This is a genomic window from Rhizobium sp. 10N414 (assembly GCF_056394785.1).
This window is the reverse complement of record NZ_JBFTIN010000001.1, coordinates 621414-643195: the sequence shown is the minus strand read 5'-3', so window position 1 is coordinate 643195 and position 21782 is coordinate 621414. Positions and strand designations below refer to the sequence as shown.

General features: G+C 59.0%; 20 protein-coding genes, 1 tRNA gene and 1 pseudogene. 17 read left to right on the top strand and 5 right to left on the bottom strand.

Annotated features, from left to right (window positions below; translation table 11 throughout):
• The first annotated feature begins 69 nt into the window (after positions 1-69).
• A tRNA-Met gene (locus AC1DE4_RS03210) sits at positions 70-146 on the top strand.
• Positions 147-366: 220 nt separating this feature from the next.
• Here AC1DE4_RS03210 and AC1DE4_RS03205 read toward each other — a convergent pair.
• The 4 genes and pseudogenes from AC1DE4_RS03205 to tnpA form a co-directional block, all read right to left on the bottom strand.
• Positions 367-663 carry a hypothetical protein gene (locus AC1DE4_RS03205; RefSeq protein ID WP_028828227.1) on the bottom strand — a complete coding sequence of 99 codons (297 nt, stop codon included), beginning with the start codon at positions 661-663 and terminating at the stop codon, positions 367-369.
• A pseudogene (tnpC, locus tag AC1DE4_RS03200) lies at positions 663-2284 on the bottom strand (IS66 family transposase). Before tnpC ends, AC1DE4_RS03205 begins: the two are co-directional and overlap by 1 nt.
• 63 nt (positions 2285-2347) lie before the next feature.
• Complete coding sequence (gene tnpB, locus AC1DE4_RS03195; RefSeq protein ID WP_224567567.1) at positions 2348-2695, bottom strand: IS66 family insertion sequence element accessory protein TnpB; 348 nt, start codon at positions 2693-2695, stop codon at positions 2348-2350.
• The gene (gene tnpA, locus AC1DE4_RS03190) at positions 2692-3060 is read right to left on the bottom strand and encodes an IS66-like element accessory protein TnpA (RefSeq protein ID WP_477879815.1); all 369 of its coding nucleotides are present in this window, start codon (positions 3058-3060) and stop codon (positions 2692-2694) included. Before tnpA ends, tnpB begins: the two co-directional genes overlap by 4 nt.
• Positions 3061-3267: 207 nt before the next feature.
• Here tnpA and AC1DE4_RS03185 point away from each other — a divergent pair, with 207 nt between their 5' ends.
• From AC1DE4_RS03185 to AC1DE4_RS03145, 9 genes are all read left to right on the top strand, one after another.
• Positions 3268-4308 (top strand): Gfo/Idh/MocA family protein, encoded by a 1041-nt coding sequence (locus tag AC1DE4_RS03185; protein WP_025662790.1) that lies wholly within the window; start codon positions 3268-3270, stop codon positions 4306-4308.
• A gap of 4 nt (positions 4309-4312) precedes the next feature.
• On the top strand, positions 4313-5329 hold the full coding sequence (locus AC1DE4_RS03180) for an NAD-dependent epimerase/dehydratase family protein (RefSeq protein ID WP_025662791.1): 1017 nt from the start codon (positions 4313-4315) through the stop codon (positions 5327-5329).
• 8 nt (positions 5330-5337) lie between these two features.
• Positions 5338-6486 carry a DegT/DnrJ/EryC1/StrS family aminotransferase gene (locus AC1DE4_RS03175; protein ID WP_084659939.1) on the top strand — a complete coding sequence of 383 codons (1149 nt, stop codon included), beginning with the start codon at positions 5338-5340 and terminating at the stop codon, positions 6484-6486.
• Positions 6473-6964, top strand: coding sequence for an acyltransferase (locus AC1DE4_RS03170; protein ID WP_025662793.1), 492 nt, complete (start codon positions 6473-6475; stop codon positions 6962-6964). The genes AC1DE4_RS03175 and AC1DE4_RS03170 overlap by 14 nt, the downstream gene beginning before the upstream one ends.
• Positions 6961-8082, top strand: coding sequence for a DegT/DnrJ/EryC1/StrS family aminotransferase (locus AC1DE4_RS03165; protein WP_025662794.1), 1122 nt, complete (start codon positions 6961-6963; stop codon positions 8080-8082). The genes AC1DE4_RS03170 and AC1DE4_RS03165 overlap by 4 nt, the downstream gene beginning before the upstream one ends.
• A complete protein-coding gene (locus AC1DE4_RS03160; RefSeq protein ID WP_477879811.1) occupies positions 8079-9731 on the top strand; it encodes a glycosyltransferase family protein in 1653 nt (550 codons plus the stop codon). Before AC1DE4_RS03165 ends, AC1DE4_RS03160 begins: the two co-directional genes overlap by 4 nt.
• A 111-nt stretch (positions 9732-9842) precedes the next feature.
• The gene (locus AC1DE4_RS03155) at positions 9843-10340 is read left to right on the top strand and encodes an acyltransferase (RefSeq protein ID WP_477879809.1); all 498 of its coding nucleotides are present in this window, start codon (positions 9843-9845) and stop codon (positions 10338-10340) included.
• A 704-nt stretch (positions 10341-11044) separates the two neighbouring features.
• Positions 11045-11749, top strand: coding sequence for a GntR family transcriptional regulator (locus AC1DE4_RS03150; RefSeq protein ID WP_025662796.1), 705 nt, complete (start codon positions 11045-11047; stop codon positions 11747-11749).
• A gap of 128 nt (positions 11750-11877) precedes the next feature.
• Positions 11878-12840, top strand: a complete 963-nt coding sequence (locus AC1DE4_RS03145) for a dihydrodipicolinate synthase family protein (protein WP_018859732.1) — start codon at positions 11878-11880, stop codon at positions 12838-12840.
• Positions 12841-12931: 91 nt separating this feature from the next.
• Here the strand turns inward: AC1DE4_RS03145 and AC1DE4_RS03140 are convergent, their stop codons facing one another.
• Complete coding sequence (locus tag AC1DE4_RS03140) at positions 12932-13969, bottom strand: Ldh family oxidoreductase (protein WP_169679570.1); 1038 nt, start codon at positions 13967-13969, stop codon at positions 12932-12934.
• A 150-nt stretch (positions 13970-14119) separates the two neighbouring features.
• Between AC1DE4_RS03140 and AC1DE4_RS03135 the strand changes: the two genes are divergently transcribed.
• The 7 genes from AC1DE4_RS03135 to lhpI all read left to right on the top strand — a co-directional run bounded on the left by AC1DE4_RS03135 (position 14120) and on the right by lhpI (position 21781).
• A complete protein-coding gene (locus AC1DE4_RS03135) occupies positions 14120-15637 on the top strand; it encodes an aldehyde dehydrogenase (NADP(+)) (RefSeq protein ID WP_025659699.1) in 1518 nt (505 codons plus the stop codon).
• A 184-nt stretch (positions 15638-15821) separates the two neighbouring features.
• A complete protein-coding gene (locus tag AC1DE4_RS03130) occupies positions 15822-16631 on the top strand; it encodes an ABC transporter substrate-binding protein (protein WP_018859735.1) in 810 nt (269 codons plus the stop codon).
• Between the two features lie 69 nt (positions 16632-16700).
• Positions 16701-17366: an amino acid ABC transporter permease gene (locus tag AC1DE4_RS03125; protein ID WP_018859736.1), complete on the top strand. Its 666-nt coding sequence runs from the start codon at positions 16701-16703 to the stop codon at positions 17364-17366.
• A gap of 12 nt (positions 17367-17378) precedes the next feature.
• Positions 17379-18032 (top strand): amino acid ABC transporter permease, encoded by a 654-nt coding sequence (locus tag AC1DE4_RS03120; RefSeq protein WP_018859737.1) that lies wholly within the window; start codon positions 17379-17381, stop codon positions 18030-18032.
• The gene (locus AC1DE4_RS03115; protein WP_018859738.1) at positions 18025-18747 is read left to right on the top strand and encodes an amino acid ABC transporter ATP-binding protein; all 723 of its coding nucleotides are present in this window, start codon (positions 18025-18027) and stop codon (positions 18745-18747) included. Before AC1DE4_RS03120 ends, AC1DE4_RS03115 begins: the two co-directional genes overlap by 8 nt.
• A 7-nt stretch (positions 18748-18754) precedes the next feature.
• Complete coding sequence (locus tag AC1DE4_RS03110; RefSeq protein ID WP_477879807.1) at positions 18755-20005, top strand: NAD(P)/FAD-dependent oxidoreductase; 1251 nt, start codon at positions 18755-18757, stop codon at positions 20003-20005.
• Positions 20006-20089: 84 nt separating this feature from the next.
• The gene (gene lhpI / locus AC1DE4_RS03105; RefSeq protein ID WP_025659701.1) at positions 20090-21781 is read left to right on the top strand and encodes a cis-3-hydroxy-L-proline dehydratase; all 1692 of its coding nucleotides are present in this window, start codon (positions 20090-20092) and stop codon (positions 21779-21781) included.
• Position 21782: the final 1 nt, after the last annotated feature.

The following is a 21782-nucleotide window of genomic DNA, read 5'->3' as shown; positions in this document are numbered from 1 at the left end:
CTCGGGCAGTAGCGTAAACTGCTTCGCAGTTTACGCACCGTGACAAAACCCAAAGGGTTTTGCACTTGGCGCGGGGTGGAGCAGCCCGGTAGCTCGTCAGGCTCATAACCTGAAGGCCGCAGGTTCAAATCCTGCCCCCGCAACCAAATTTATCTGCAAAACCTCCCATTCCGGATATTTGCACCAAAGCTCCTCCGCGCAAGCGCCGAGGAGCTTTTTGGACTCCGTGTCGATTTCTCAAGCCGCCAGGTTCGCCCAAATTCGCATGTGTTTCAGCAGCGACGCAACGCCCAGTCGAAGCCCAACACGAAGCTCTGCCGCTGTCTGCGGAGCCGGAATACAAGTTCCACCGTAACCGGCCGATTGCTACCGCGGAGATTTTGCCTTGACGCGAGCGATGAGTTCTTCGTCGTCGACAAAGCTGTCGAGGAATTCGTTCCAGGCTTCGGGCGAACGGCGCGCAGTTGAGAGCATCTGGTTAAGCTCATCGATGCCATCGTCGGTCAGTGCGGTAATTGCCTCATCGTCACCGGTTACGACGCTGATGATATTTCCATAGGTCAGATTGTCGGAGTTTCTGACGATCACCTGAAGGAGTTGCAGGTCTTCGCCAAGCATTTCGGCGACATGGTTGATTGTGAAGACGTAGGTGATCGTTGCCATCAGGCAGCCTCGGCGCAGACGGTGACGACCGGTGTCCAGTTCCAGGGAAGCAGTTCGTCGAGCCGATTGATCTTGTGATCGTGGATGCGGTCGAGGAGATCGGCCAGATAGGCCTGCGGATCTAGGCCATTCATCTTGGCCGTTTCGATGATCGTCATGGCACGCGCCAGGGTCTCTGCTCCCGTGTCAGCTCTGCGAAGAGCCAATTGCGTCTTCCAACTCCTATCGGACGCAGGGCTCGCTCAGCGGCATTGTTGTCGATGGCGACACGACCGTCGTCCAAGAATAGGCAGAACGAGGACCACCTGCTCAGGCCATATCGGAAAGCTTGAGCCAAATCGCTCTTGCCCGGAATACGGGACAATTGCGTCTCGGCCCAGACACGCAATGCTTCTACCTTTGGCTTGCTAAGCTTCTGACGCGCGGCAAGGCGGACATCGGCCGGCTGACCGGCAATGTCGCGTTCGATGTCGTAAAGCGCGCCGATACGGTCGAGAGCTTCGCGCGTGATCTCGGATTTGCTCGAGGTCCAGATATCATGAAAGTCACGTCGCCAATGCGCCCAGCAGGCCGCCTCACGGAAGCGCCGTTTTCCGTCCGTATTGGGTTCGTATAGTTTTCCGTAGCCTTTGTAGCCGTCTGCCTGAAGGATGCCACTTGCCTGCTTGAGGTGACGGTGGACGTGCTCTTCCTTCCAGTCGGGAGCAAAATAGTAGACCGCACCAGGCGGGGCTGCGCCCGCCCATGGACGCTGATCTCGAACATACGTCCAGATCCTGCCCTTCTTCACGCCTTTGCCTAACCCCTTGTCTCGTAGCGAGCGATCCAGCACCCGGACCGGGGTATCGTCGGCATGGAGGAGATCACTACCCATGATCGCGGCCTCAATCCGCTCGATCAGCGGCTGAAGCACTTGCATGGCACGACCACACCAATCGACCAGTGTGCTATCGGGGATATCGGCGCCCATGCGGGCGAAGATCTCGTTCAGACGATACAATGGTAGATGGTCGTCGAACTTCGAGACCAGGATGTAAGCCAAAAGGCCAGCACCTGCCATGCTGCCCGGTATCGGGCGGCTGGGTGCCGGCAACTGCACCATCTTCTCGCAGCAACGGCAGGACTTCTTCAATCGAGCGACCTCGATGACCTTCATCTGCGCGGCGATCATGTCGAGGATTTCGCTTACGTCTTCGCCAACGAGGCGCAGTTCACCACCGCAATCGGGGCAGCAGGTGCCAGGATCGAGTTCTCTACGCTCGCGAACCGCCGTTTCCGATACCCGCGGACGGCGGCGCATAATCCTTTCGGGCGTGCTTGCCACAGGTGCGGCAGGCACGGCCTCATCTCCCTCAGCGAGCGGCTTGGTGCTGCTCTCGGCCGCGGCGATTAAAAGATCTTCCAGCGCCAATTCCAGCTGCTGGATTTCCCGTTCGATCTTTTCCGAGGACTTGCCGAAGACCTGTTTCTTCAGCTTGGCGATGCGCAGCCGCAGGGACTGGATCAACTGGTCATGCACCTGCAACGTCGCCGACATCTTCGCATTTTCCGCCAGCAAGGCGGCGATCATTGCCTTCAGGAAGGCCGGATCATCGGGAAGATTTTGGGTCGCGCTCGACATGAACCTGACTACCATAGGTCAGGGCGAGTATCCATAAAAACAAGCAGATTCAGTGAGATAAATTCAACCGACACGCGCCGGCGGGGCGCCCCAGTTCGGACGTCGCCAATCGATCCCTTCCCAAAGCATGGCCATTTGCGCCGCTGTCAGCCGGGCTGTTCCATCTGCTGCTGAAGGCCATGGAAACCGCCCCTTCTGCAAGATTTTGTAGTACAGGCAGAAGCCTTGGCCATCAAAATAAAGAAGCTTCAAACGATCGCCACGTCTGCCTCGAAAGGCGAATACCGCTCCGCCTGTCGGCTTCTGGCGCAAGACATCCTGCGCAAGCGCAGCCAGGCCCTCTATTCCTTTGCGCATGTCCGTGATCCCGCAGGCCAGGTACACCCGCACGCCGGTCCCTGGTCCGATCATGACGCCTCCACCGCCCGGATAAGCCGCATCAGGGTGGCGCTGTCCACAGCATCGTCGAACCGAAGGCTGCGACCGCAGATCAATCGCAACTCGATCATCCCAGACGGGTCCTGGCGGTCTCCGCAGACCACGGTCTGCACAGCGTTCATGTCCACCGGAACAAACACCGCATTCGCAGAAGACGGCAAAAGTCCCTGCTTCTTCAGCTCACTACGCCAGGTGTAAATCTGCTGCCGCGTCACATCGTGTCGCTGCGCAACCTCAGTAACCGTTGCCCCGTCGATCCCAACCGACATGACAATCTCGAGCTTCTGTTCGTCGCGCCACCGCCGCCGACGTTCCTGCCCAAGAATCTCGACACGCATCACATACCTCACCCAAGACACGTCGCTAACGACGTCGTTAAACACGTGTCTTAGGCCATTGCGGCCCTATCCGGCAGGCGGTGCCAATCGGGTGCTTACGTTCCACCTTCGATCGAGGATTAGAGTTCGCCTCAACAGTAACCGTCAGGCTGGGGCAAGATTGCACCGCGATAAGTCATGCCGATTAAGTGTGAGGGTCTTGGTGGCATGATCAAGGTGGCTTTATGCGGCGTAGGTTACTGGGGGCGCAACCTGCTACGTGTCCTTTCCAGCAATCCTGGGATTCAGTTAGCCGCAATTGTTGACACGCGGCTGGAGGTTCGAGAACGACTGGCGCAATCGTTCCCGAGCGCCGCGATTTACGAAGACGCTTCGTCTGTCATTCTCGATCCAAATATTGATGCAATGGTCATTGCAACGCCGGTGTCCTCGCACTACTCGCTTGCTAAGGCCGGTTTGGACGCCGGCAAGCATGTGATGATCGAGAAGCCCATGTGCGGTTCCAGCGAAGAGGCGGAGGACCTGGTCGCGCGGGCCAAAGCCTATGGCTTAACTCTGATGGTTGATCACACCTTCCTCTTCCATCCTGCCGTTCGAAAGCTCCGAGATCTCGTTGCAAGCGGCACGCTCGGGCATATTTCCTATTTTGACTCTCAGCGCGTCAATTTGGGCCTTTTTCAACCGGACGTAAATGTGCTCTGGGATCTCGCTCCTCACGACCTATCGATCCTAGACTATCTGTTTGCGGCAGAGCCGGTTTCAGTGGAGGCCAGCGGGTATTGTCACGTCAACGACAAATCGCCCGATATCGCCTACATCACCTTGCATTACGAGAATTCTATGGTCGCGCACCTCAATCTGAGTTGGATGTCGCCGGTAAAAATGCGGCGGATTGCTCTTGGGGGCAGCAAGCAAATGGCTGTCTGGGATGATTTGAACCGCGATGAGCCGGTCAAGATCTATGATTCCGGCATCACTATCCATTCCAATCAGGATCGCGAGATCAATCTTCCGAATTACAGAATCGGCGCGGTGACATCCCCGCGCATTTCCGGCCCCGAGCCGCTTACGGAAGTGGTTGAACACCTCCGTCGCTCCATCCTCGGGCAGGAGCGTTGCCAAACTGATGGTGATTTCGGACTGAGGATTGTCAGAACGCTGGAGCGGGCGCAGTCGGCACTGGAGTGCAGCTTGCAGCAGGTCGCATGCAGTAAGCGCAACACATTCAATATCATCGCGGCAGAGTGAGACGATGGAACAACAGGTTAAACAATCGAACGCCTCAGATTTCCTAAGAGGGAAGCGCATTTTAGTAACCGGAGGCGCCGGCTTCATCGGCTCGCACATTGTCGATCAACTCATGGGCCACGAGGTTCAGGCCGTTGTGGCTGTCGATAATATGGTGCGTGGGAGGTCTGAGAATCTCTCTTCCGTTGCCGCCGACCCGCGCTTGCGGCTTGTAAACGGCGATATTCGTGACAAGGCGCTCATGGACGAGCTGGTGCGAGACGCCGATATCGTATTCCATCAGGCCGCTTTGAGGATTACACATTGTGCCGCCGAACCCGCCGAGGCCTTTGAGGTTATGGGCCGCGCCACATTCGATCTTCTGCAGCTCTGCGTGAAACACAAAATTCAGAAGATCATCGCTGCGTCGTCCGCTTCAATCTATGGCTATGCTCCAGAATTTCCGACCACGGAGGCCGCAGCACCCTACGCCGATCGAACATTGTACGGCGGCCTGAAGCTCTTCAACGAAAAGCTGCTCCGATCATTCAACGATATGTACGGCCTTAACTACTGTGCGCTTCGTTACTTCAATGTCTATGGAACGCGCATGGATATCCACGGCCGCTACACGGAAGTCTTGATCCGGTGGATGGAGAGAATTGCTGCCAATCAACCTCCCATCATCTTTGGTGACGGCTTGCAAACCATGGATTTCGTGGAGGTTCGTGACGTCGCGTCTTCGAATATCGCGGCGGCTCTCTCTTCTGCTTCGGACGAAGTCTACAATGTCGCGTCAGGGGCCGAAGTTTCTCTAAAAGAATTGGCGCAGACGCTGCTCAAGATCATGGGACGGGAAAATCTCGGAATCCACCATGAACCTGCTCGCAACGTTAACCCAGTCGAGCGGCGGTTGGCCGATCCGTCAAAGGCGCGGGCGCAACTTGGTTTCCAAGTTTCGATCGGGCTGGAAGATGGATTGCGCGATCTGGTGCGATGGTGGCGGGATGAATGTGTCTCCGTGCTGGAGTTGGCCAAGTGATCCCCCTTATGCGCCCAACGGTGGGTCCAGAAGAAGCAGACGCACTCGCTTCGGTCATCGCTTCCGGCTGGTTGACCCAGGGACCACAGGTTCTTGGGTTCGAGACGGAGTTCGCTGCAATGACCGGTGCCTCATATGCGTGCGCGGTTTCCAACTGTACGACAGCGCTTCATTTGGCACTGCTGGCTGTCGGTGTTGGACCGGGTGACGAGGTGATCACGGTCAGTCACAGCTTCATTGCGACAGCGAATGCCATCCATATGTGTGGTGCCGAGCCGGTCTTCGCTGACATCGGTGCAGGTAGCTACAACATGGATCCGACCAGTATTGAGGTGCTGATATCGTCGCGGACTAAAGCCGTGTTGTGTGTGGACCAAATCGGTATGCCGTGCGACTTGCAGGCGATCTGCGCGGTCGCTCATGCGTATGGGCTGGCTGTGGTGGAAGACGCCGCCTGCGCCAGCGGATCGATGATCCTGGTCGATGACCAATGGCAGCGGATCGGTGGCGTGCTCTCCGACGTGGCATGCTTCTCATTTCATCCCCGCAAGGTTCTTACGACGGGTGAGGGCGGAATGATCACCACGAACAACCCTGAAATAGACGCGAAGTGCCGCCTTCTGAGGCAACATGGAATGTCTGTCTCCGACCTCGCCCGTCATGCATCCAATCGTGTTGTGATCGAGACCTACACCGAGACGGGTTTCAATTACCGCATGACCGACCTTCAGGCTGCGGTTGGACGAGAGCAGCTAAAGCGTCTCGATGGAATTGTTGCCGAAAGGCGGAAATTGGCGAAGCGCTACGGCGAACTCCTGATGCCCGTCAACGGTATAATCGTGCCGCAAGAGCCGAACTGGGCGAAATCTAACTGGCAGAGCTATTCAATTGGGTTGCCTGAAGGTGCAGATCGCGAAGAGGTCATGCAGGAGATGCTCGACCGAAAAATAGCGACCCGGCGTGCAGTCATGTCCAGCCACCTTGAGGCGCCCTGGCGCGGGGCTCGGCATGCAGGGCTTTCCCGATCCGAACATGTCAGCGCAGCTCATCTCATACTGCCACTTTTCTCCGGAATGACGGACGCCGAACAAGTCAGCGTGGTGACTGCCTTGTCAGAGATCCTTGCTGAAAAGGAGTGGCCCAATGCCCATCTCTGACAATGTCGTTTTTGAAGATGACGTACTGGTTTTCCATCCAGATCTCGTCAATTTGTACGGCTGCACAATCGGCCGTGGAACACGGATCGGCACCTTCGTGGAAATCCAATCGGATGTCCATGTTGGTGCAAAATGCAAGATTCAGTCCCATAGCTTCATCTGCTCTGGTGTCATCATTGAGGACGAGGTGTTCGTGGGCCATGGCGTCATGTTCACAAACGATCGTTATCCGGCTGCGACAAACGCTGACGGTGCATTGCAGGGCTCGGAAGATTGGGTCTGCCTTCCCACCCGTATCTGCTCCGGCGCATCGATCGGAAGCAATGCCACGATCCTACCTGACGTTGTAATTGGGCGAAGGGCTATGGTAGCAGCGGGGGCGGTGGTGACCAAAGACGTTCCCGAATATGCCATCGTCGCGGGCAATCCAGCACGTGTGATAGGGTCTACTCGCGACATGTCGGAGAGTGGGCGATGAGTTCACAAACAACGGTACCTTTCGTCGATCTCTCTATCCAATGGGAGCAGATTCGCCATAATGTCATGCCGGAGATCGAACGTCTGTTCGATGCGAGCGCTTTTTGCCTGGGGCCATGGGTTGACGAATTCGAAAAGGCCATCGCCTCCTATCTTGAAGTCGATCACGCCATTGCCGTCAGCAGTGGCAGTGCTGCCCTGCATCTGGCGGTCATTGCAGCGGGCATAGGCCCGGGAGACAAGGTTCTGGTACCGGCCCATAGCTTTATCGGCACCTTGTGGGGGGTGATCTATCAGGGTGCTGTTCCGGTTTTTTGTGATGTGGAACGTGCTACGGGTACGATCGACTTTGCGGATGCGGAAAGGCGTCTGGATGGCGATGTGAAAGCAGTCATTCCGGTTCATCTTTACGGTCAGCCCGCAAATATGAAGGCAGCGCTGGAGTTTTCCGAGCGTCACGGGCTGACAATGATAGAAGATGTGGCCCAAGCAATCGGCGCTCGTTATAACGGTCGACCGCTCGGATCGATGGGGTCAATGGGCTGTTTCAGTTTCTACCCGGGCAAGAATCTCGGTGCAGCGGGTGAAGGCGGCCTCATCGTCACGCAAGACGCCGACCTCGCTCAGCGGCTGAGGGCACTGAGAAATCACGGGCAGACGCAGCGTTATCTCCACGAACAGATCGGCTATAACTACCGCATGGATGGCCTGCAAGCGTTGGTCTTGAACAGCAAGCTAAGGCATCTTGATGATTGGACTGATCAGCGGAAGCGGGCCGCAGAACGGTATAGGGAGGGCTTGAAAGGCACGCCCCTTACGCTCCCTGATGTCGTGCATGGCGATCATGTTTACCATCTCTACGTCGTACGCACGGATCGGCGCGACGACCTACGGTCGCACCTTGATTCAAGAAGTATTCAGACCGGATTGCACTATCCCATTCCATTGCATCGGCAGCCTTGCTTGGCGCAAGTCGAAAGCGCCCAAAGTGAATTTCTTGCAACGGAAGAATTTGCCGGCCAGGGGCTGTCTTTGCCCATGTTCGCTGGCATAACCGCGGCGCAGCAGCAACAAGTCGTCGATGCAATTTGCTCATTTTTCGCAAAGGGTGAGAGATGACGGTGGCAACACAGCGCAGACGCGTTCTATGCGTGTTGCCGCAGCTCAATACGACCGCAGCTCCAGTTCTCACAAATGTGGTCGACGAGTGGATTTACGCGCTTGCTCACCACTGCGAGGTTAGTGTTGTCGACCGCGATTTCGATTTCAAAGCCGTCTGTGATGAGCTGCAGCCCGATTTCGTCATATTTTCGGCAGTGCATTCCGGCAGACCGCTACGGCTTAACATCACAAACATTCATACCTACCCAGAGATACCGCGGGCGCTGTACTTCAATTGCGATCCACACGACCCGATGCGGCCACTCACGTTGAGCGCTCTCACTGAATACGGCATTGACACGATCTTCTGCTTCGGGCTGGAACATCTGCAGCATATGCCGGAGCTCTCGCAATTTGCCTGTTTCGTCATTCCGAAATTTATCGATCCCGAGATATTCCATGACTATAACTTGGAAAAGATCGTCCCCGTCAACATAATGAGTGGGCATCTATTCCCTAGTTTCTACCCGTGGCGGGCAAAGCTGACCCACGAGATTCAACACTTCTTTCCAACGCTAATTTATACTCATCCGGGCTATAGGCTACAGGACCGCAGGCCATTTGAGGTTCGTGACGCTAGATACGCTCAGTTAATTTCTCAAAGCTACTTTTCGGCTGCCGACACGACGCGGCTGGACTACGTAGTTCGCAAGCACCTTGAGATACCAGCTTGCGGTACGGTTCTTCTTGCTCCTGACTCCGATCGTCTGAAAGAATATGGCTTTGTGGACATGCAAAACTGCATCATGGGCAGCGGAAAGGAGCTCTACCAAAAGATCAACGAGGTCAGCAAAGACCTCGATCTTTATTCCGACATCCGTAGAAAGGGTTATGAACTCGTCCACAGCCGCTATACCCGTCAGGCGTGGACTTATATTGCAGATTGGTACGAGTGCCGCCGCGCCGTTCGTTCAGGCGAAGTTGTCAGACAAATCAATTGGTTCGGCAAATTTGAGATCGTTCCAATGCAATCCCCTTCCGTAGTTTTCGTGAACGCGGCCGTTCCGGACAGCCCGATGTCCGCAGTGCTTCGTTCGGCCAGATCGGCAATTCTGGAGGGAGGAGATTTCAAGGAGGTCGCGCAGACCCTGAGAGAGCTAAGTACTTGGATTAGCCATATCGCCGAGCCATGGGTTCTGCTCGGCATTATCTCGCTGCTCGAGGGAGATGCAGGAGAGGCCGCCATTCTACTTAGTCGTCGTAGCAATCTCCAGGGCACATCGTCGCCGGCCTTGGCGCAGATGGATCCGGTTGAGATCGCTTGGCTTCTCCTCCTGAGTGATATCATTGGCGACAAGGATTTGAGGGTTTTCCTGCTTGAACAAGCTAAGACCGTCCCTCACGTTTCCATTAGGCGAACCAAATGGTTGATCGAAACAAACGAGCTTACGGATCCATCCAACGACGACTCGTTTGACGGACCGTTGCCTGGGGACTGCCTCTCGATTGCTTGGATTGGAAATGAGGACTTTGATAGTTGGCTTGATTTAATGGCGCGATTGTTCCGCGCAAATAATCGCCACGATCGCGCACTCGATATCGAAGGTCTTCTTGCCATGCGTGTGAAATCGGTGGGGCGGACGATTACCGAAGCTGCAACGGTCTAGTCTTGGGCAAGAGCGATAGGTGGTGGAATTCACACGTGCGAGGCTACCGCGTCTTTGGCCCATTGTGGTGAGTTTATCTCAACGGTCAAAGTAGATAGAGCAAGTTCACTCATGATTGAAACATTGAGAGCACTTCAAAAAACGCTGCAACTCAAGAAGCTCGCGCAATTCCAGCGGCGCGTGTCCTTCGGCGATTTGATAACTGATCGTTGGGAAAATGCGCGTGAATATGGATTTGGTGAGGGTACATCCTGTTATGACAGTGCCCTCGTTATGGGAGAGGTCCGTGTCGGTTGCCATACCTGGATTGGTCCTGGAACGGTATTGGATGGGACTGGCGGGCTTTCGATCGGTGATCACTGCTCAATCTCCGCTGGTGTTCAGATCTATTCACATGACACTGTGCAAAGAAGCTTAACACTGGGAAAAGCGCCGATCGAATATTCTCCAACCAAGATTGGCAGCGGCGTCTACATCGGTCCCAACAGCGTTATTTCTCGTGGCGTGACGATTGGAGATGGTGCGGTGGTTGGCGCGATGTCTTTTGTTAATCACGATGTTCCAGCTGGAAGTAAAGTCTGGGGCTGTCCTGCTAGAATCCAGACGTAGTACAGGCGTTGGACTTTGATCTGAACCCCGTGATGCAGCCACCGGCCCGCGCTAGCCTTTTGACACGCTGAGCGGCAATCACCGCGTCCCTAAACTATTTGGCGGTCGGCCGTATCAATGCATGGGATGATGGAGAGCCGTTTGTGTCATCGCTGATACTGTCGTCAAGCAACCGAAGAAAGAGAAATCGAACTGGCTACAGGTGCCGGACCGCTGCTTCTATATTTGCTCACTCGTCTGCATCGCCCAAAGAAAAAGTGCTCGACGTCCGCGCGCTTGGCGCAAACCTGAAATTGTTGCCGCGAGGGTCGGCTTGAGGCCGAGACTTTACAAGTCTCCGTCCCATCAGGCCCTGCAACCGATACCTTCCCAGATACCCGAAACAATCGCAGCCGGATATCCCCGGCGGGCCAGAACCTCCGCGGCGACGGCCTTGCTAGAGCAGGGGCAAGCGAGTCGTAAAAGGCGATCTGCGCTTCCGAAAAGTCGATGCTGCCTCCATGGGACTTTCCCTTCTCTCCCTTGCAGGAACCAGAAGTCGAAAATTCCCGCTCCGATGGCTTAGCATGACAGGCTACGTCAGAATCGAAAATCGATTCCGATTTTAGAGGCCTTGCTCCGGGCATTTCACCCGCTCGAGTTGCCAGAGCTATTGACCAGCACGCGAGAAAAAGTATTCCTTTTGTCGACAAGAGGATACCGGCATGACTGATACCGACACGAAGTCCACTCCCGAACGCAAGCGAGGCTCCGGCGTCAAGATGGTTTACGACCTCTTGCGCGATGAGATCCTGGACTTGGTTTTACCGCCCGGCAGTCCGATCGATGAGGTGCAACTGGCCGAGCGTTTCAAGATGTCGCGCACGCCGATCCGCGAGGCGCTGGTGAGGTTGGCCGGCGAGGGCCTGATCGACACGCTGCCCAATCGCTCGACCATGGTATCGAATATCGATTTCCTCAATATGCATACCTTCTTCGATGCGCTGGTGCTGATGTATCGCGTGACCACCCGTCTGGCCGCCCAGTATCATCGCCTCGAAGATCTGCAGGTGATCCGCGCGCATCAGGCCGACTTCGCCGCGGCGGTCGCGGCCCAGGACGCCCTGGCGATGATTGCCACCAACGCTGCCTTCCATTCAGCCATCGCCGAGGCAGGCCGCAACGCCTACTTCTCCGGTCTCTTCAATCGTCTCCTCGATGAGGGGCGACGCATCTTGCGGCTCTATTACCAGTCCTATGAAGACCGCTTGCCGCAACGTTTCGTCGACGAGCACGAAGACATTATCGCTGTCATCGCCGCGCGCGACAGCGAGGCCGCCGACCGCTTGGCGACGATCCATGCCGAGCAGATCGTGCAGCAAATACAGAAGCTTTTCGCGCGCGGCGGAAAACTGGATATCGCCCTCTGATCTGCTGCATAATTGTTGTCGACAAATAATATGCAAGTGATATAACCGCCGTCGAAGACACGGGGACCGGTGCCGGTGGAGGCGCGCGGCGATCCCTGCCCGTCCCGCCAGGCAATAGGAGTTTCGCAATGAAGGCCAAGATTTTCTCCGGTGTAATTCCGGCCCTGATGACCCCCTGCAAGGAAGACCGTACCCCCGACTACGACGCACTCGTCCGCAAGGGCCTGGAGTTGATCGCGCAGGGCATGTCGGCTGTTGTCTATTGCGGTTCCATGGGTGATTGGCCACTGCTGAGCGATGCACAGCGCATGGAAGGCGTGGAGCGTCTCGTGAAGGCTGGCATTCCGGTCATCGTAGGCACCGGCGCCGTCAACAGCGCCTCGGCCGTCGCGCATGCGGCCCATGCCCAGAAGGTCGGGGCACAGGGTCTGATGGTCATCCCGCGCGTCCTGTCGCGTGGTTCGGTAATCGCGGCCCAGAAGGCGCACTTCAAGGCAATCCTCTCGGCTGCCCCCGATCTTCCTGCTGTCATCTACAACAGCCCTTACTACGGCTTCGCCACGCGCGCGGACCTGTTCCTAGCACTGCGCGCCGAGCATCCGAACCTCGTCGGCTTCAAGGAATTCGGTGGCGCTGCAGACATGCGCTATGCAGCAGAGAATATCACCAGCCGCGATGATGGCGTTTCGCTGATGATCGGCGTCGACACGGCCGTCTTCCATGGCTTCGTCAATTGCGGTGCGACCGGAGCGATCACCGGCATCGGCAACGTGCTGCCGAAGGAAGTGCTGCACCTCTGCAACCTCGCCCAGGCCGCTGCTGCCGGCGACGCAGATGCCCGCCAGCGCGCGCTGGAGCTCGAGCAGGCACTGGCCGTCCTCTCGTCGTTCGACGAAGGCCCGGACCTCGTGCTGTTCTTCAAGCACATGATGGTATTGAAGGGCGACAAGGAATACACCCTTCATTTCTACGAAACCGACGCCCTGACCGATAGCCAGCGCGGTTACGTCGAAACTCAGTTCAAGCTCTTCAACACCTGGTACGCCGAATGGAGCAAGCTCCCGGGTGCCGTTGAGAAGTACAAGGCCTGATTTTCAAAGGCTCTCAAATCGAAAGGCCCTCCGATTGGAGGGCCTCCGATTGGAGGGCCTTTTTGTATTGGCGGCGATTTCTGCCGGTGGCTCAAGCCACCGCCTCCAGGCCGAGCGCGAACAATCGCTCGAGCTGCTTGATTTCGGCGTCGGTCAGCGCGATGCCGTCGGCCTCCGATTTTGCGCGCGCCGCATACCGGCGCTGCGAGGGAAGGCGGGCGCCCTGGCCGACGATGGCCTCGAACAGGGTCTCTGCCCGCGCAAACGGATTGCCTGGCCGGCCGGCGGCGAAGGCTTCCGGCGAGAAGGCGATGATCAATTCGCCATGGAAAGGGGCCAGCGTCGTCGTGCCGAGATAGTCCAGCACCTCGGGGCTTGTCAGGTCGCCGATCATGATTCCGGCCAGCAGCTCGATCATCGTCCCAATGGCCGAGCCCTTATGCCCGCCGAACGGCAGCATGGCGCCGGCAAGCGCAGCCTCCGGATCGGTCGTCGGATTGCCGTCGGCATCGATCGCCCAGCCCTCGGGCAGCGACTTTCCAGCCCGCCGGTGCAGTTCGATTTCCCCGCGCGCGGCAACCGACGTGGCAAAATCGAAGACGTAGGGCGGCTGGCCGACGCGCGGCCAGGCAAAGGCGAAGGGGTTGGTGCCTAGCAGCGGTTTGTTGCCGCCGGTCGGCGCAACGGTTGCATAGCTCGGGCACATGACCAGGCCGGCGAGGCCCTGTTCGGTCAGGGCTTCCGCTTCCGACCAGAGCGCGGAGAAATGCGTGCAGTCGTTGATGACGAGGGCTGCAAGCCCGCACGAGCGGGTGCGCTCCACGAGAGCCGGCAAGCCGAGTTCGAAGGCCGGATTAGCAAAGCCACCCTTGGCGTTGACCTTCACGATCGCGGAGCCCTCCTGCAGCATAAGTTCCGGCACCGCGTCCGGATTCACTTTGCCCGCTTTGACGGTCCGCAGCGCACCCTCGATCCTGTAGATGCCATGCGATTTGCAGGCATCCCGCTCTCCGGAGACGATCACGCGCGCGAGTGCGCCGGCCTGGATCTCGTTGAGGCCAGCCTTGCGGAAAATCGCATCGACCCGCTCCTGCAGGGCCGGTACGGTCAGGGTGGTGTTGTCGCTCATCTCGTGTCTCTCGTGAATGGCCCGGCCGCCGACGGCGATCGAGCGTTGATGTTATAAATACATAGAGTATACAAAGATCTGACATGCGCAATTCGCCTTTGGATGGATTTTCGCGTAAAGCACCACGGGCTCTCAAGAAAGGAATCGCAGATGGTCTTCACTCCCAATGGAAAACACCTCGTCGCGGGCGAATGGCTCGACGGAGCGGGTACTTTTGCATCCGCGCCGGCGCACGGTCCAGTCCACCAGTTTGCAGTCGGTACGGTAGATCTTGTCAATCGCGCCTGCGAGGCCGCCGAAGATGCGTTCTGGAGCTATGGCTACTCCACGCGCGCAGAACGCGCGGCGTTCTTGCGCGCCATCGCCGACGAGATCGAAGCCCGCGCCGAGGCGATTACCGCGATCGGTAGCCAGGAAACGGGCCTGCCGGAAGCTCGCCTGCAGGGCGAACGCGGCCGCACGACCGGTCAGCTACGGCTCTTCGCGGACCATATCGAAAAGGGCGAATATCTCGACCGCCGTCGTGATGCGGCACTGCCCGACCGCCAGCCCGCGGCACGGCCGGAAATCCGGCTTATGCAGCGCCCTGTCGGCCCGGTCGCCGTCTTCGGCGCCTCGAACTTCCCGCTGGCCTTCTCCACGGCCGGCGGTGATACCGCAGCCGCTCTGGCGGCAGGTTGCCCTGTTGTCGTCAAGGGTCACTCGGCGCATCCGGGAACCGGCGAAATCGTCGCGCAGGCGATCGAGGCTGCTATTCGCAAGACGGGAGTTCATCCCGGCGTCTTCTCGCTGATCCAGGGTGGCAACCGTGATGTCGGTCATGCACTCGTGCAGCATCCGCGGATCAAAGCTGTTGGCTTCACCGGTTCGCTCGCCGGCGGCCGCGCACTCTTCAATCTTTGCGCCGCGCGGCCGGAGCCGATCCCGTTCTTCGGTGAACTCGGTTCGGTCAATCCGATGTTCCTGCTGCCCGAGGCGCTGAAGGCACGCGCTGAAGCGCTCGGCCAGGGCTGGGCCGGGTCGCTGACGATGGGCGCCGGCCAGTTTTGCACCAACCCCGGCATTGCAGTTGTGACCGAAGGCGCCGAAGCCGATCGCTTCGTAGCCGCAACGGTCGAAGCGCTCGGCAAGGTCGCGCCGCAGACGATGCTGACGGATGGCATTGCGAAGGCCTACCAGGATGGGCAGTCACGCTTTGCAACTCGCAACACGGTCAAATCGCTGTTCGCCAGCGAGTCCTCTGGCCGCTCAGCCGCTCCGAACCTGTTTGAGACAACCGGCGCACAGTTCCTCGCCGATCACGCCCTGGGCGAAGAGGTCTTTGGACCGCTCGGCCTTGTCGTGCGTGTCCAGACGATCGATGAGATGGAGAAGCTCGCTCGTGGCTTCGAAGGTCAGTTGACGGCGACGATCCATATGGATGCAGGTGACATTGCCGACGCCCGTCGTCTGCGCCCCGTGCTGGAACGCAAGGCAGGACGCGTCCTGGTCAATGGATTCCCGACCGGTGTCGAGGTGGTCGATTCGATGGTGCATGGCGGACCCTATCCGGCTTCGACCAACTTCGGCGCAACCAGCGTCGGCACAATGTCGATCCGGCGCTTCCTCCGCCCGGTTTCGTACCAGAACATGCCGGAAGATCTCCTGCCGGAAGATTTTCTCGGCTGATTCCTATCAAGGGTAGAAAAGCAAAGGGCGGCCACGACTTGGCCGCCCTTTTTTGTCGACATAACCGCTATTCAACTTATACTTTTTGCATACTTCATGTATTTTAGCATTGATTTGCGCGCGCCGAAGGGGAATAGTGCGCCTCGCTGTCAATCGACAATCCAACTCTGGGAGAGAGAATAGAATGAAACCTTCGGTCCTTGCCTTCGGCCTTCTGGCTGCCGCAACCGTTCTGACCAGCCCGGCGAAGGCCGACAAGTTGGACGACATTATCGGCTCGGGCACGCTGCGCTGCGCGGTCGTACTGGACTTCCCACCGATGGGTTCGCGCGACGAGAATAACAACCCGATCGGCTTCGACGTGGACTATTGCAACGATCTGGCTAAGGCGCTGGGTGTAACCGCCGAAATCGTTGAGACCCCGTTCCCTGAGCGTATTCCGGCGCTGATGTCGGGTCGCGTTGATGTCGGCGTGGCCTCCACCTCCGACACGCTCGAGCGTGCCAAGACTGTCGGCATGACGGTTCCCTACTTCGCCTTCGAGATGGCGGTTACGGCCAACGAGAAGTCGGGCGTGAAGTCCTTCGAAGACATGAAGGGCAAGGTTGTCGGCGCAACCGCAGGCACTTACGAGGCGATCGCACTCGAACAGCAGGTCAAGGCCTGGGGCGTCGGCGAGTTCCGTCCTTACCAGACGCAAGCCGACGTATTCCTGGCGTTGAGCCAGGGCCAAATCGATGCCACCGTTTCGACCTCGACTGTTGCCCAGGCCAACGTCAAGACCGGCAAGTTCGCCGGCATCGCAGTGGTCGGCAAGGCACCGTTCGACATCGACTACGTCTCGCTCTTCACCAACCGTGAGGAATACGGCCTGATCAACTACCTGAACCTGTTCATTAACCAGCAGGTTCGCACCGGCCGCTACGCCGAGCTCTACAAGAAGTGGGTTGGTGGCGACCTGCCGTCGCTCGCGGTCAATGGCGTTTACCGCTAATCCGCACCGTTTCTCCCGCGGCGCGAGGCATGACCTCGCGCCGCAGCTTTATGACAAGGTGAGACGGTAATGTTCAACTACACCTTCCACTGGAACCAGGCGCTCAAGGCATTGCCGCAGATGCTCGACGGTGCGCTGGTCACGATGCAGATTGCGCTCCTGTCCATGGTCATCGGACTGGCTTGTGCGATCGCGCTGACCTTGTTCCGGCTATCCGGCAACCGCATCCTTGGTGGCTTCGCCACGGCTTGGGTCGAGATCGCCCGAAATACGCCGGCGCTGTTCCAGATCTACATGGCTCATTTCGGACTCGGCAACTTTGGCATTCACCTTACGCCATTTACCGCGCTCCTGGTTGGCATTGCCTTCAACAACGCTGGCTACCTGGCAGAAAATTTCCGCGGCGCGCTGAAGGCGATCCCGGACACGCAGACGCGCGCCGGACGCTCGCTCGGCATGACCTCGATGCAGGCCTTTCGCCTGATCGTCCTGCCGCAGATGCTGCGCGTGGCGTTTCTGCCGGCGACCAACCAGATGGTCTGGGCGGTCCTGATGACGTCGCTCGGCGTAACCGTCGGTATGAACACTGACCTTACCGGCGTGACGCAGGAACTGAATGCGCGCTCCTTCCGCACCTTTGAATTCTTCGCCTTGGCTGCCGTGATCTACTACGTCATCGCCAAGGTTCTGACCCTTGCCGCCCGGGCACTCGCCTGGCGCATGTTCCGTTATTGAGAGAGGTGAGAGATGTTTAGTACTGCCCTCACCTGGAGTGATCTGGCCTTTCTGGCGCAAGGCGCGGGAATGACGCTCGCGGTCACGGCCGTCTCGGTCGCTGCCGGAACCGTTCTCGGCATCTTCTTCGGGATGATCCGCGTCGAACTCGGACCTTACTGGTCCGCACCGCTGACCTTCGCGCTCGACGTCTTCCGCTCCGTGCCTTTGTTGATCCAGCTTGTGCTCGGAAATGCGCTGCAGTCGATCATGCGGCTTGGCTGGCCCCCATTCACGACCTCCTGCGTGGTGCTGTCGCTCTATACGGCTGCCTATTGCACGGAGATCGTCCGCGGTGGCATTTCCGCGGTGCCGCCGACCACGCGCCGTGCGGCTCGCTCGCTCGGCATGACCTGGTGGCAGGACATGCGCTATATTGTGGCCCCGCTCGCAACGCGCGTTTCGCTGCCGTCTTGGATCGGACTGACGCTCGGCGTCATGAAGGATTCCGCGCTGGTGCTCTGGCTCGGCCTGATCGAGTTGCTGCGCGCCTCGCAGATTCTCGTGACCCGGCTGCAGGAGCCGCTGTTCATCCTGATGATCTGCGGCACCGTCTACTTCATTATCAGCTTCCCTATCGCCCGGATTGGCGGGTATCTCGAAAAACGGTGGTCCCCCAATGATTGAGATTGAAAACGTCCGCAAATCCTTCGGCCCGTTGGAAGTTCTGAAGGGCATCAACCTCACTGTTCCGAAGGGCGAGGTGCTGACCATCATCGGTGGTTCCGGCTCGGGGAAGTCGACGCTGCTCACCTGCATCAATGGCCTTGAGGCCATCGACAGTGGCCGTATCGTTGTCGACGGCACGGATGTGCATGCCAAGGCGACCGACCTCAACAAGCTTCGCCGCAAGCTCGGCATCGTCTTCCAGCAGTGGAACGCTTTCCCGCATCTGACGGTGCTGGAAAACGTCATGCTTGCGCCGCGAAAAGTGCTCGGCCTTTCCAAGGCGGAAGCCGAGGCGATCGCGGTAAGGCAGCTCACCCACGTCGGCCTCGGGGAGAAGCTCAAGGTCTATCCTAACCGCATGTCGGGCGGCCAGCAGCAGCGCATGGCGATTGCGCGTGCGCTTGCCATGTCGCCAGAATACATGCTGTTCGACGAGGTCACCTCGGCGCTCGACCCACAGCTGGTTGGCGAAGTGCTCGACACACTGCGCATGCTGGCCTCCGAAGGCATGACGATGATCTGCGTCACGCACGAAATGAAGTTTGCGCGTGAGGTTTCAGACCGCGTCGCCTTCTTCCACAAGGGCGTGATGGCCGAGATCGCTCCCCCGGAAGAGCTGTTCGGTGCGCCGAAGGATCCGGAGCTGCAGGCTTTCCTCGCTGCCACCCATTGAGGCGATGATGAACGATCAAATTCAGACGGATGTCATCGTAATCGGCGCGGGGGTCGTTGGGCTATCCGCTGCAATCGCGGCACAGGCAAGGGGGCTTTCGGTGGTCGTACTCGACCGGGAGGGTCCCGCTGCCGGCGCCTCGGCTGGCAATGCCGGCGCCTTCGCCTTTACCGACATCCTGCCGCTTGCTTCGCCGGGCATCCTCAAGAAAGCACCTAAGTGGCTGCTCGATCCGCTCGGCCCGCTTTCGGTGCCGCCAGCCTATGCCTTGCAGATCGCGCCATGGATGTTCCGCTTCTGGCGCGCTTGCGCGCCGGGCCGTGTCGCCCATTCGACTGCGGCGCAAACCGCGCTGATGGACCTTTCGAAGGCGGAGCTTGAGCCGTTCCTGCAGGAGACCGGCACCGTGGGCATGCTGCGCAAGGATGGCAATCTGCAGGTCTATGAGGGCGAAGCGGAACTGAAGGCTTCGCTTCCCGGCTGGAAAGCGCGGGAGGAGCATGGGATCGACTTCCATCACCTCGATGCGGCCGGCATCAATGAGATCCAGCCTGGTATCGCGCCTCGCTTCACCCATGGCACCTTCACGCCTGGCTGGTACTCCATCGCCGATCCCAAGCTCTATACCCTTGCCCTGGCAGACCACTTCCGCGCCATCGGCGGCTCCATCGAACGTGCGGAGGTCATCGCACTGCGTCCCGTTGATGGCGGCGTAGATGTCGTCAGTTCCGGCGGCGCTTCGCGACGGGCAGCACAGGTGGTCCTATCGGCGGGTGCATTTTCACATCAGGTGGCCCGTACGATCGGGGAGAATATCCCGCTCGAAACGGAAAGGGGCTACAATACCACGCTCCCTCCCGAGGCTTTCGATCTGCGCACGCAGGTTACCTTCGGCGGGCACGGATTTGTCGTTACCCGGCTGTCGACAGGCATCCGAGTGGGCGGCGCCGTCGAGCTTGGGGGCTTGAAGCTTCCGCCGAACTTCCGTCGATCGGAGGCGATGCTGAAGAAGGCACAGAGCTTCCTGCCCGGCCTGAAGCCTCAGGGCGGCGTCCAGTGGATGGGGTTCCGCCCATCCTTGCCGGACAGCCTGCCCGCCGTCGGTCACGCCCGCGCCACGCAGCGCGTCGTCTATGCCTTCGGTCACGGCCATCTTGGCCTGACTCAGTCGGCTGGCACCGCGCGCATCGTCGCGGATTTGCTCACGGGCAAGAAGCCGGCGATCGACATTGCATCCTTCTCACCCCAAAGATTCTGATGGAGGCGGGAGCGCGCTAATGACAGTTGGCCGCATCAGCCCCCATTGGTGAATGACTCACTCCGCTCAAGGCTTCGTGGTGAAATGAAAACCCTCGCACTCGATCGCAGCATTCTCGGCGGTACCGCGAATGGCCCCGTCATTGTCGCAAAGGAGGCATTGAGCTTCTGGGGCGGGGTCGATCCCGCTACTGGCTTGGTGATCGACGTCCACCACCCGCTTCACGGAACCCGCCTCACCGGTGGCATTCTGATGATGCCCTCGAGCCGCGGATCCTGCACGGGTTCCGGCGTACTCCTCGACCTCGTCCTGACGGGTCGCGCACCGGCCGCCCTGGTTTTTTCCGAAGCCGAGGATGTGTTGACGCTCGGCGCGCTGATCGCGTCCGAAATGTTCGGCAAGCCTCTGCCCGTCGTGCGGCTTGGGCCGGAGGCCTTCGCGGCGCTCTCCCGCGCGAAGACCGCCGAGATCAGCGATACGGCGGTTGTCGCAGACGAGGTGGAGATTCCGATCGCTCCTCCGGCAACCGCTGCGCTCGACCTCAACGATGCAGATCGCGCCATGCTTGACGGGCAGCAGGGCATCGCCCTGCAGCAGGCCATGCGCATCATCTGCGCCATGGCGGCGCAGCAGGGCGCGCGCGGCCTCGTGGATGTCACGCAGGGCCATATCGACGGCTGCATCTATGCGAGCCCCGCCAATCTCACCTTTGCGGAAAAGATGGCTGATATGGGCGCGCAGGTCCGCGTGCCGACGACCATGAACGCCATTTCCGTCGACCGCGCCAATTGGCAAGCGCAAGGCGTTCCGGAAAGCTTCGGCGACCCGGCTGCACGGCTTGCCGATGCCTATGTGCGCATGGGCTGTCGCCCGACCTTCACCTGTTCTCCCTACCTGCTGGATAGCGCACCGCAGGCGGGCGAATCGATTGCATGGGCAGAGTCCAACGCAGTGATCTTTGCCAACACCGTTCTCGGCGCGCGGACGGCAAAGCACCCGGATTTCCTCGATCTCTGCATCGCGCTAACGGGACGTGCGCCGCTGTCTGGCGTTTATCTCGACGAACCTCGTAAGGCACGACGGGTCATTGATGTCGAATTGCCCGAGCGCGTCGATGACGCTTTCTGGCCGCTCATCGGTTATCTCGCAGGTCGCGCGGCGCCGGATCGCATCCCGCTTTTGCGCGGCCTAAGCTCCGCGCGGCCTTCGCAGGACGACCTCAAGGCGCTGTGCGCCGCTTTTGGCACCACGTCAGCAGCACCCATGCTGCATGTGGAGGGCGTTACGCCCGAAGCTGCCGGCTCGGCCCGCGACGATGCCGATCGGGTTGTCATCTCGCGCGCCGACATGGCTGCGGCCTGGACGGTTCTAAACGAGGGGCCGGAAGAGGTGGAACTCGTTGCCATTGGCAGCCCGCATGCCTCCCTGACCGAATGTCGAGCCTTGGAAGAAGCGCTTGCCGGCCGCAGCCGGCACGCGGATGTCACGGTAATCGTGACCGCCGGTCGCCAGGTCATCAGCGAAGCGCGCAACGAAGGCCTGTTGAAGAGATTGGAGGATGCAGGCGTGCAGGTCCTGCCCGATCTCTGCTGGTGTTCGATTTCCGAGCCTGTGTTCCCGACGCGAACCCGCTCCCTGATGACGAACTCGGGCAAATATGCCCACTATGGCCCCGGCCTTTCCGGTCGTGCCGTTCGCTTCGGCAGCCTTGCCGATTGCGTCACCGCCGCTCTGACTGGGCGCGTTCCGCCCCAGTTGCCCGATTGGCTTTCCTGAG

Bases quoted from the DNA above. Each gene is read 5' to 3' on its own strand.
- lhpI (WP_025659701.1), top strand. From the start codon at position 20,090: ATGAAAACCCTCGCACTCGATCGCAGCATTCTCGGCGGTACCGCGAAT.
- AC1DE4_RS03180 (WP_025662791.1), top strand. From the start codon at position 4,313: ATGGAACAACAGGTTAAACAATCGAACGCCTCAGATTTCCTAAGAGGG.
- AC1DE4_RS03170 (WP_025662793.1), top strand. From the start codon at position 6,473: ATGCCCATCTCTGACAATGTCGTTTTTGAAGATGACGTACTGGTTTTC.
- AC1DE4_RS03165 (WP_025662794.1), top strand. From the start codon at position 6,961: ATGAGTTCACAAACAACGGTACCTTTCGTCGATCTCTCTATCCAATGG.
- AC1DE4_RS03115 (WP_018859738.1), top strand. From the start codon at position 18,025: ATGATTGAGATTGAAAACGTCCGCAAATCCTTCGGCCCGTTGGAAGTT.
- AC1DE4_RS03150 (WP_025662796.1), top strand. From the start codon at position 11,045: ATGACTGATACCGACACGAAGTCCACTCCCGAACGCAAGCGAGGCTCC.
- AC1DE4_RS03130 (WP_018859735.1), top strand. From the start codon at position 15,822: ATGAAACCTTCGGTCCTTGCCTTCGGCCTTCTGGCTGCCGCAACCGTT.
- AC1DE4_RS03135 (WP_025659699.1), top strand. From the start codon at position 14,120: ATGGTCTTCACTCCCAATGGAAAACACCTCGTCGCGGGCGAATGGCTC.
- AC1DE4_RS03145 (WP_018859732.1), top strand. From the start codon at position 11,878: ATGAAGGCCAAGATTTTCTCCGGTGTAATTCCGGCCCTGATGACCCCC.
- AC1DE4_RS03160 (WP_477879811.1), top strand. From the start codon at position 8,079: ATGACGGTGGCAACACAGCGCAGACGCGTTCTATGCGTGTTGCCGCAG.
- AC1DE4_RS03205 (WP_028828227.1), bottom strand. From the start codon at position 663: ATGGCAACGATCACCTACGTCTTCACAATCAACCATGTCGCCGAAATG.
- AC1DE4_RS03155 (WP_477879809.1), top strand. From the start codon at position 9,843: ATGATTGAAACATTGAGAGCACTTCAAAAAACGCTGCAACTCAAGAAG.
- AC1DE4_RS03140 (WP_169679570.1), bottom strand. From the start codon at position 13,969: ATGAGCGACAACACCACCCTGACCGTACCGGCCCTGCAGGAGCGGGTC.
- tnpA (WP_477879815.1), bottom strand. From the start codon at position 3,060: ATGCGTGTCGAGATTCTTGGGCAGGAACGTCGGCGGCGGTGGCGCGAC.
- tnpB (WP_224567567.1), bottom strand. From the start codon at position 2,695: ATGATCGGACCAGGGACCGGCGTGCGGGTGTACCTGGCCTGCGGGATC.
- AC1DE4_RS03175 (WP_084659939.1), top strand. From the start codon at position 5,338: ATGCGCCCAACGGTGGGTCCAGAAGAAGCAGACGCACTCGCTTCGGTC.
- AC1DE4_RS03120 (WP_018859737.1), top strand. From the start codon at position 17,379: ATGTTTAGTACTGCCCTCACCTGGAGTGATCTGGCCTTTCTGGCGCAA.
- AC1DE4_RS03185 (WP_025662790.1), top strand. From the start codon at position 3,268: ATGATCAAGGTGGCTTTATGCGGCGTAGGTTACTGGGGGCGCAACCTG.
- AC1DE4_RS03125 (WP_018859736.1), top strand. From the start codon at position 16,701: ATGTTCAACTACACCTTCCACTGGAACCAGGCGCTCAAGGCATTGCCG.
- AC1DE4_RS03110 (WP_477879807.1), top strand. From the start codon at position 18,755: ATGAACGATCAAATTCAGACGGATGTCATCGTAATCGGCGCGGGGGTC.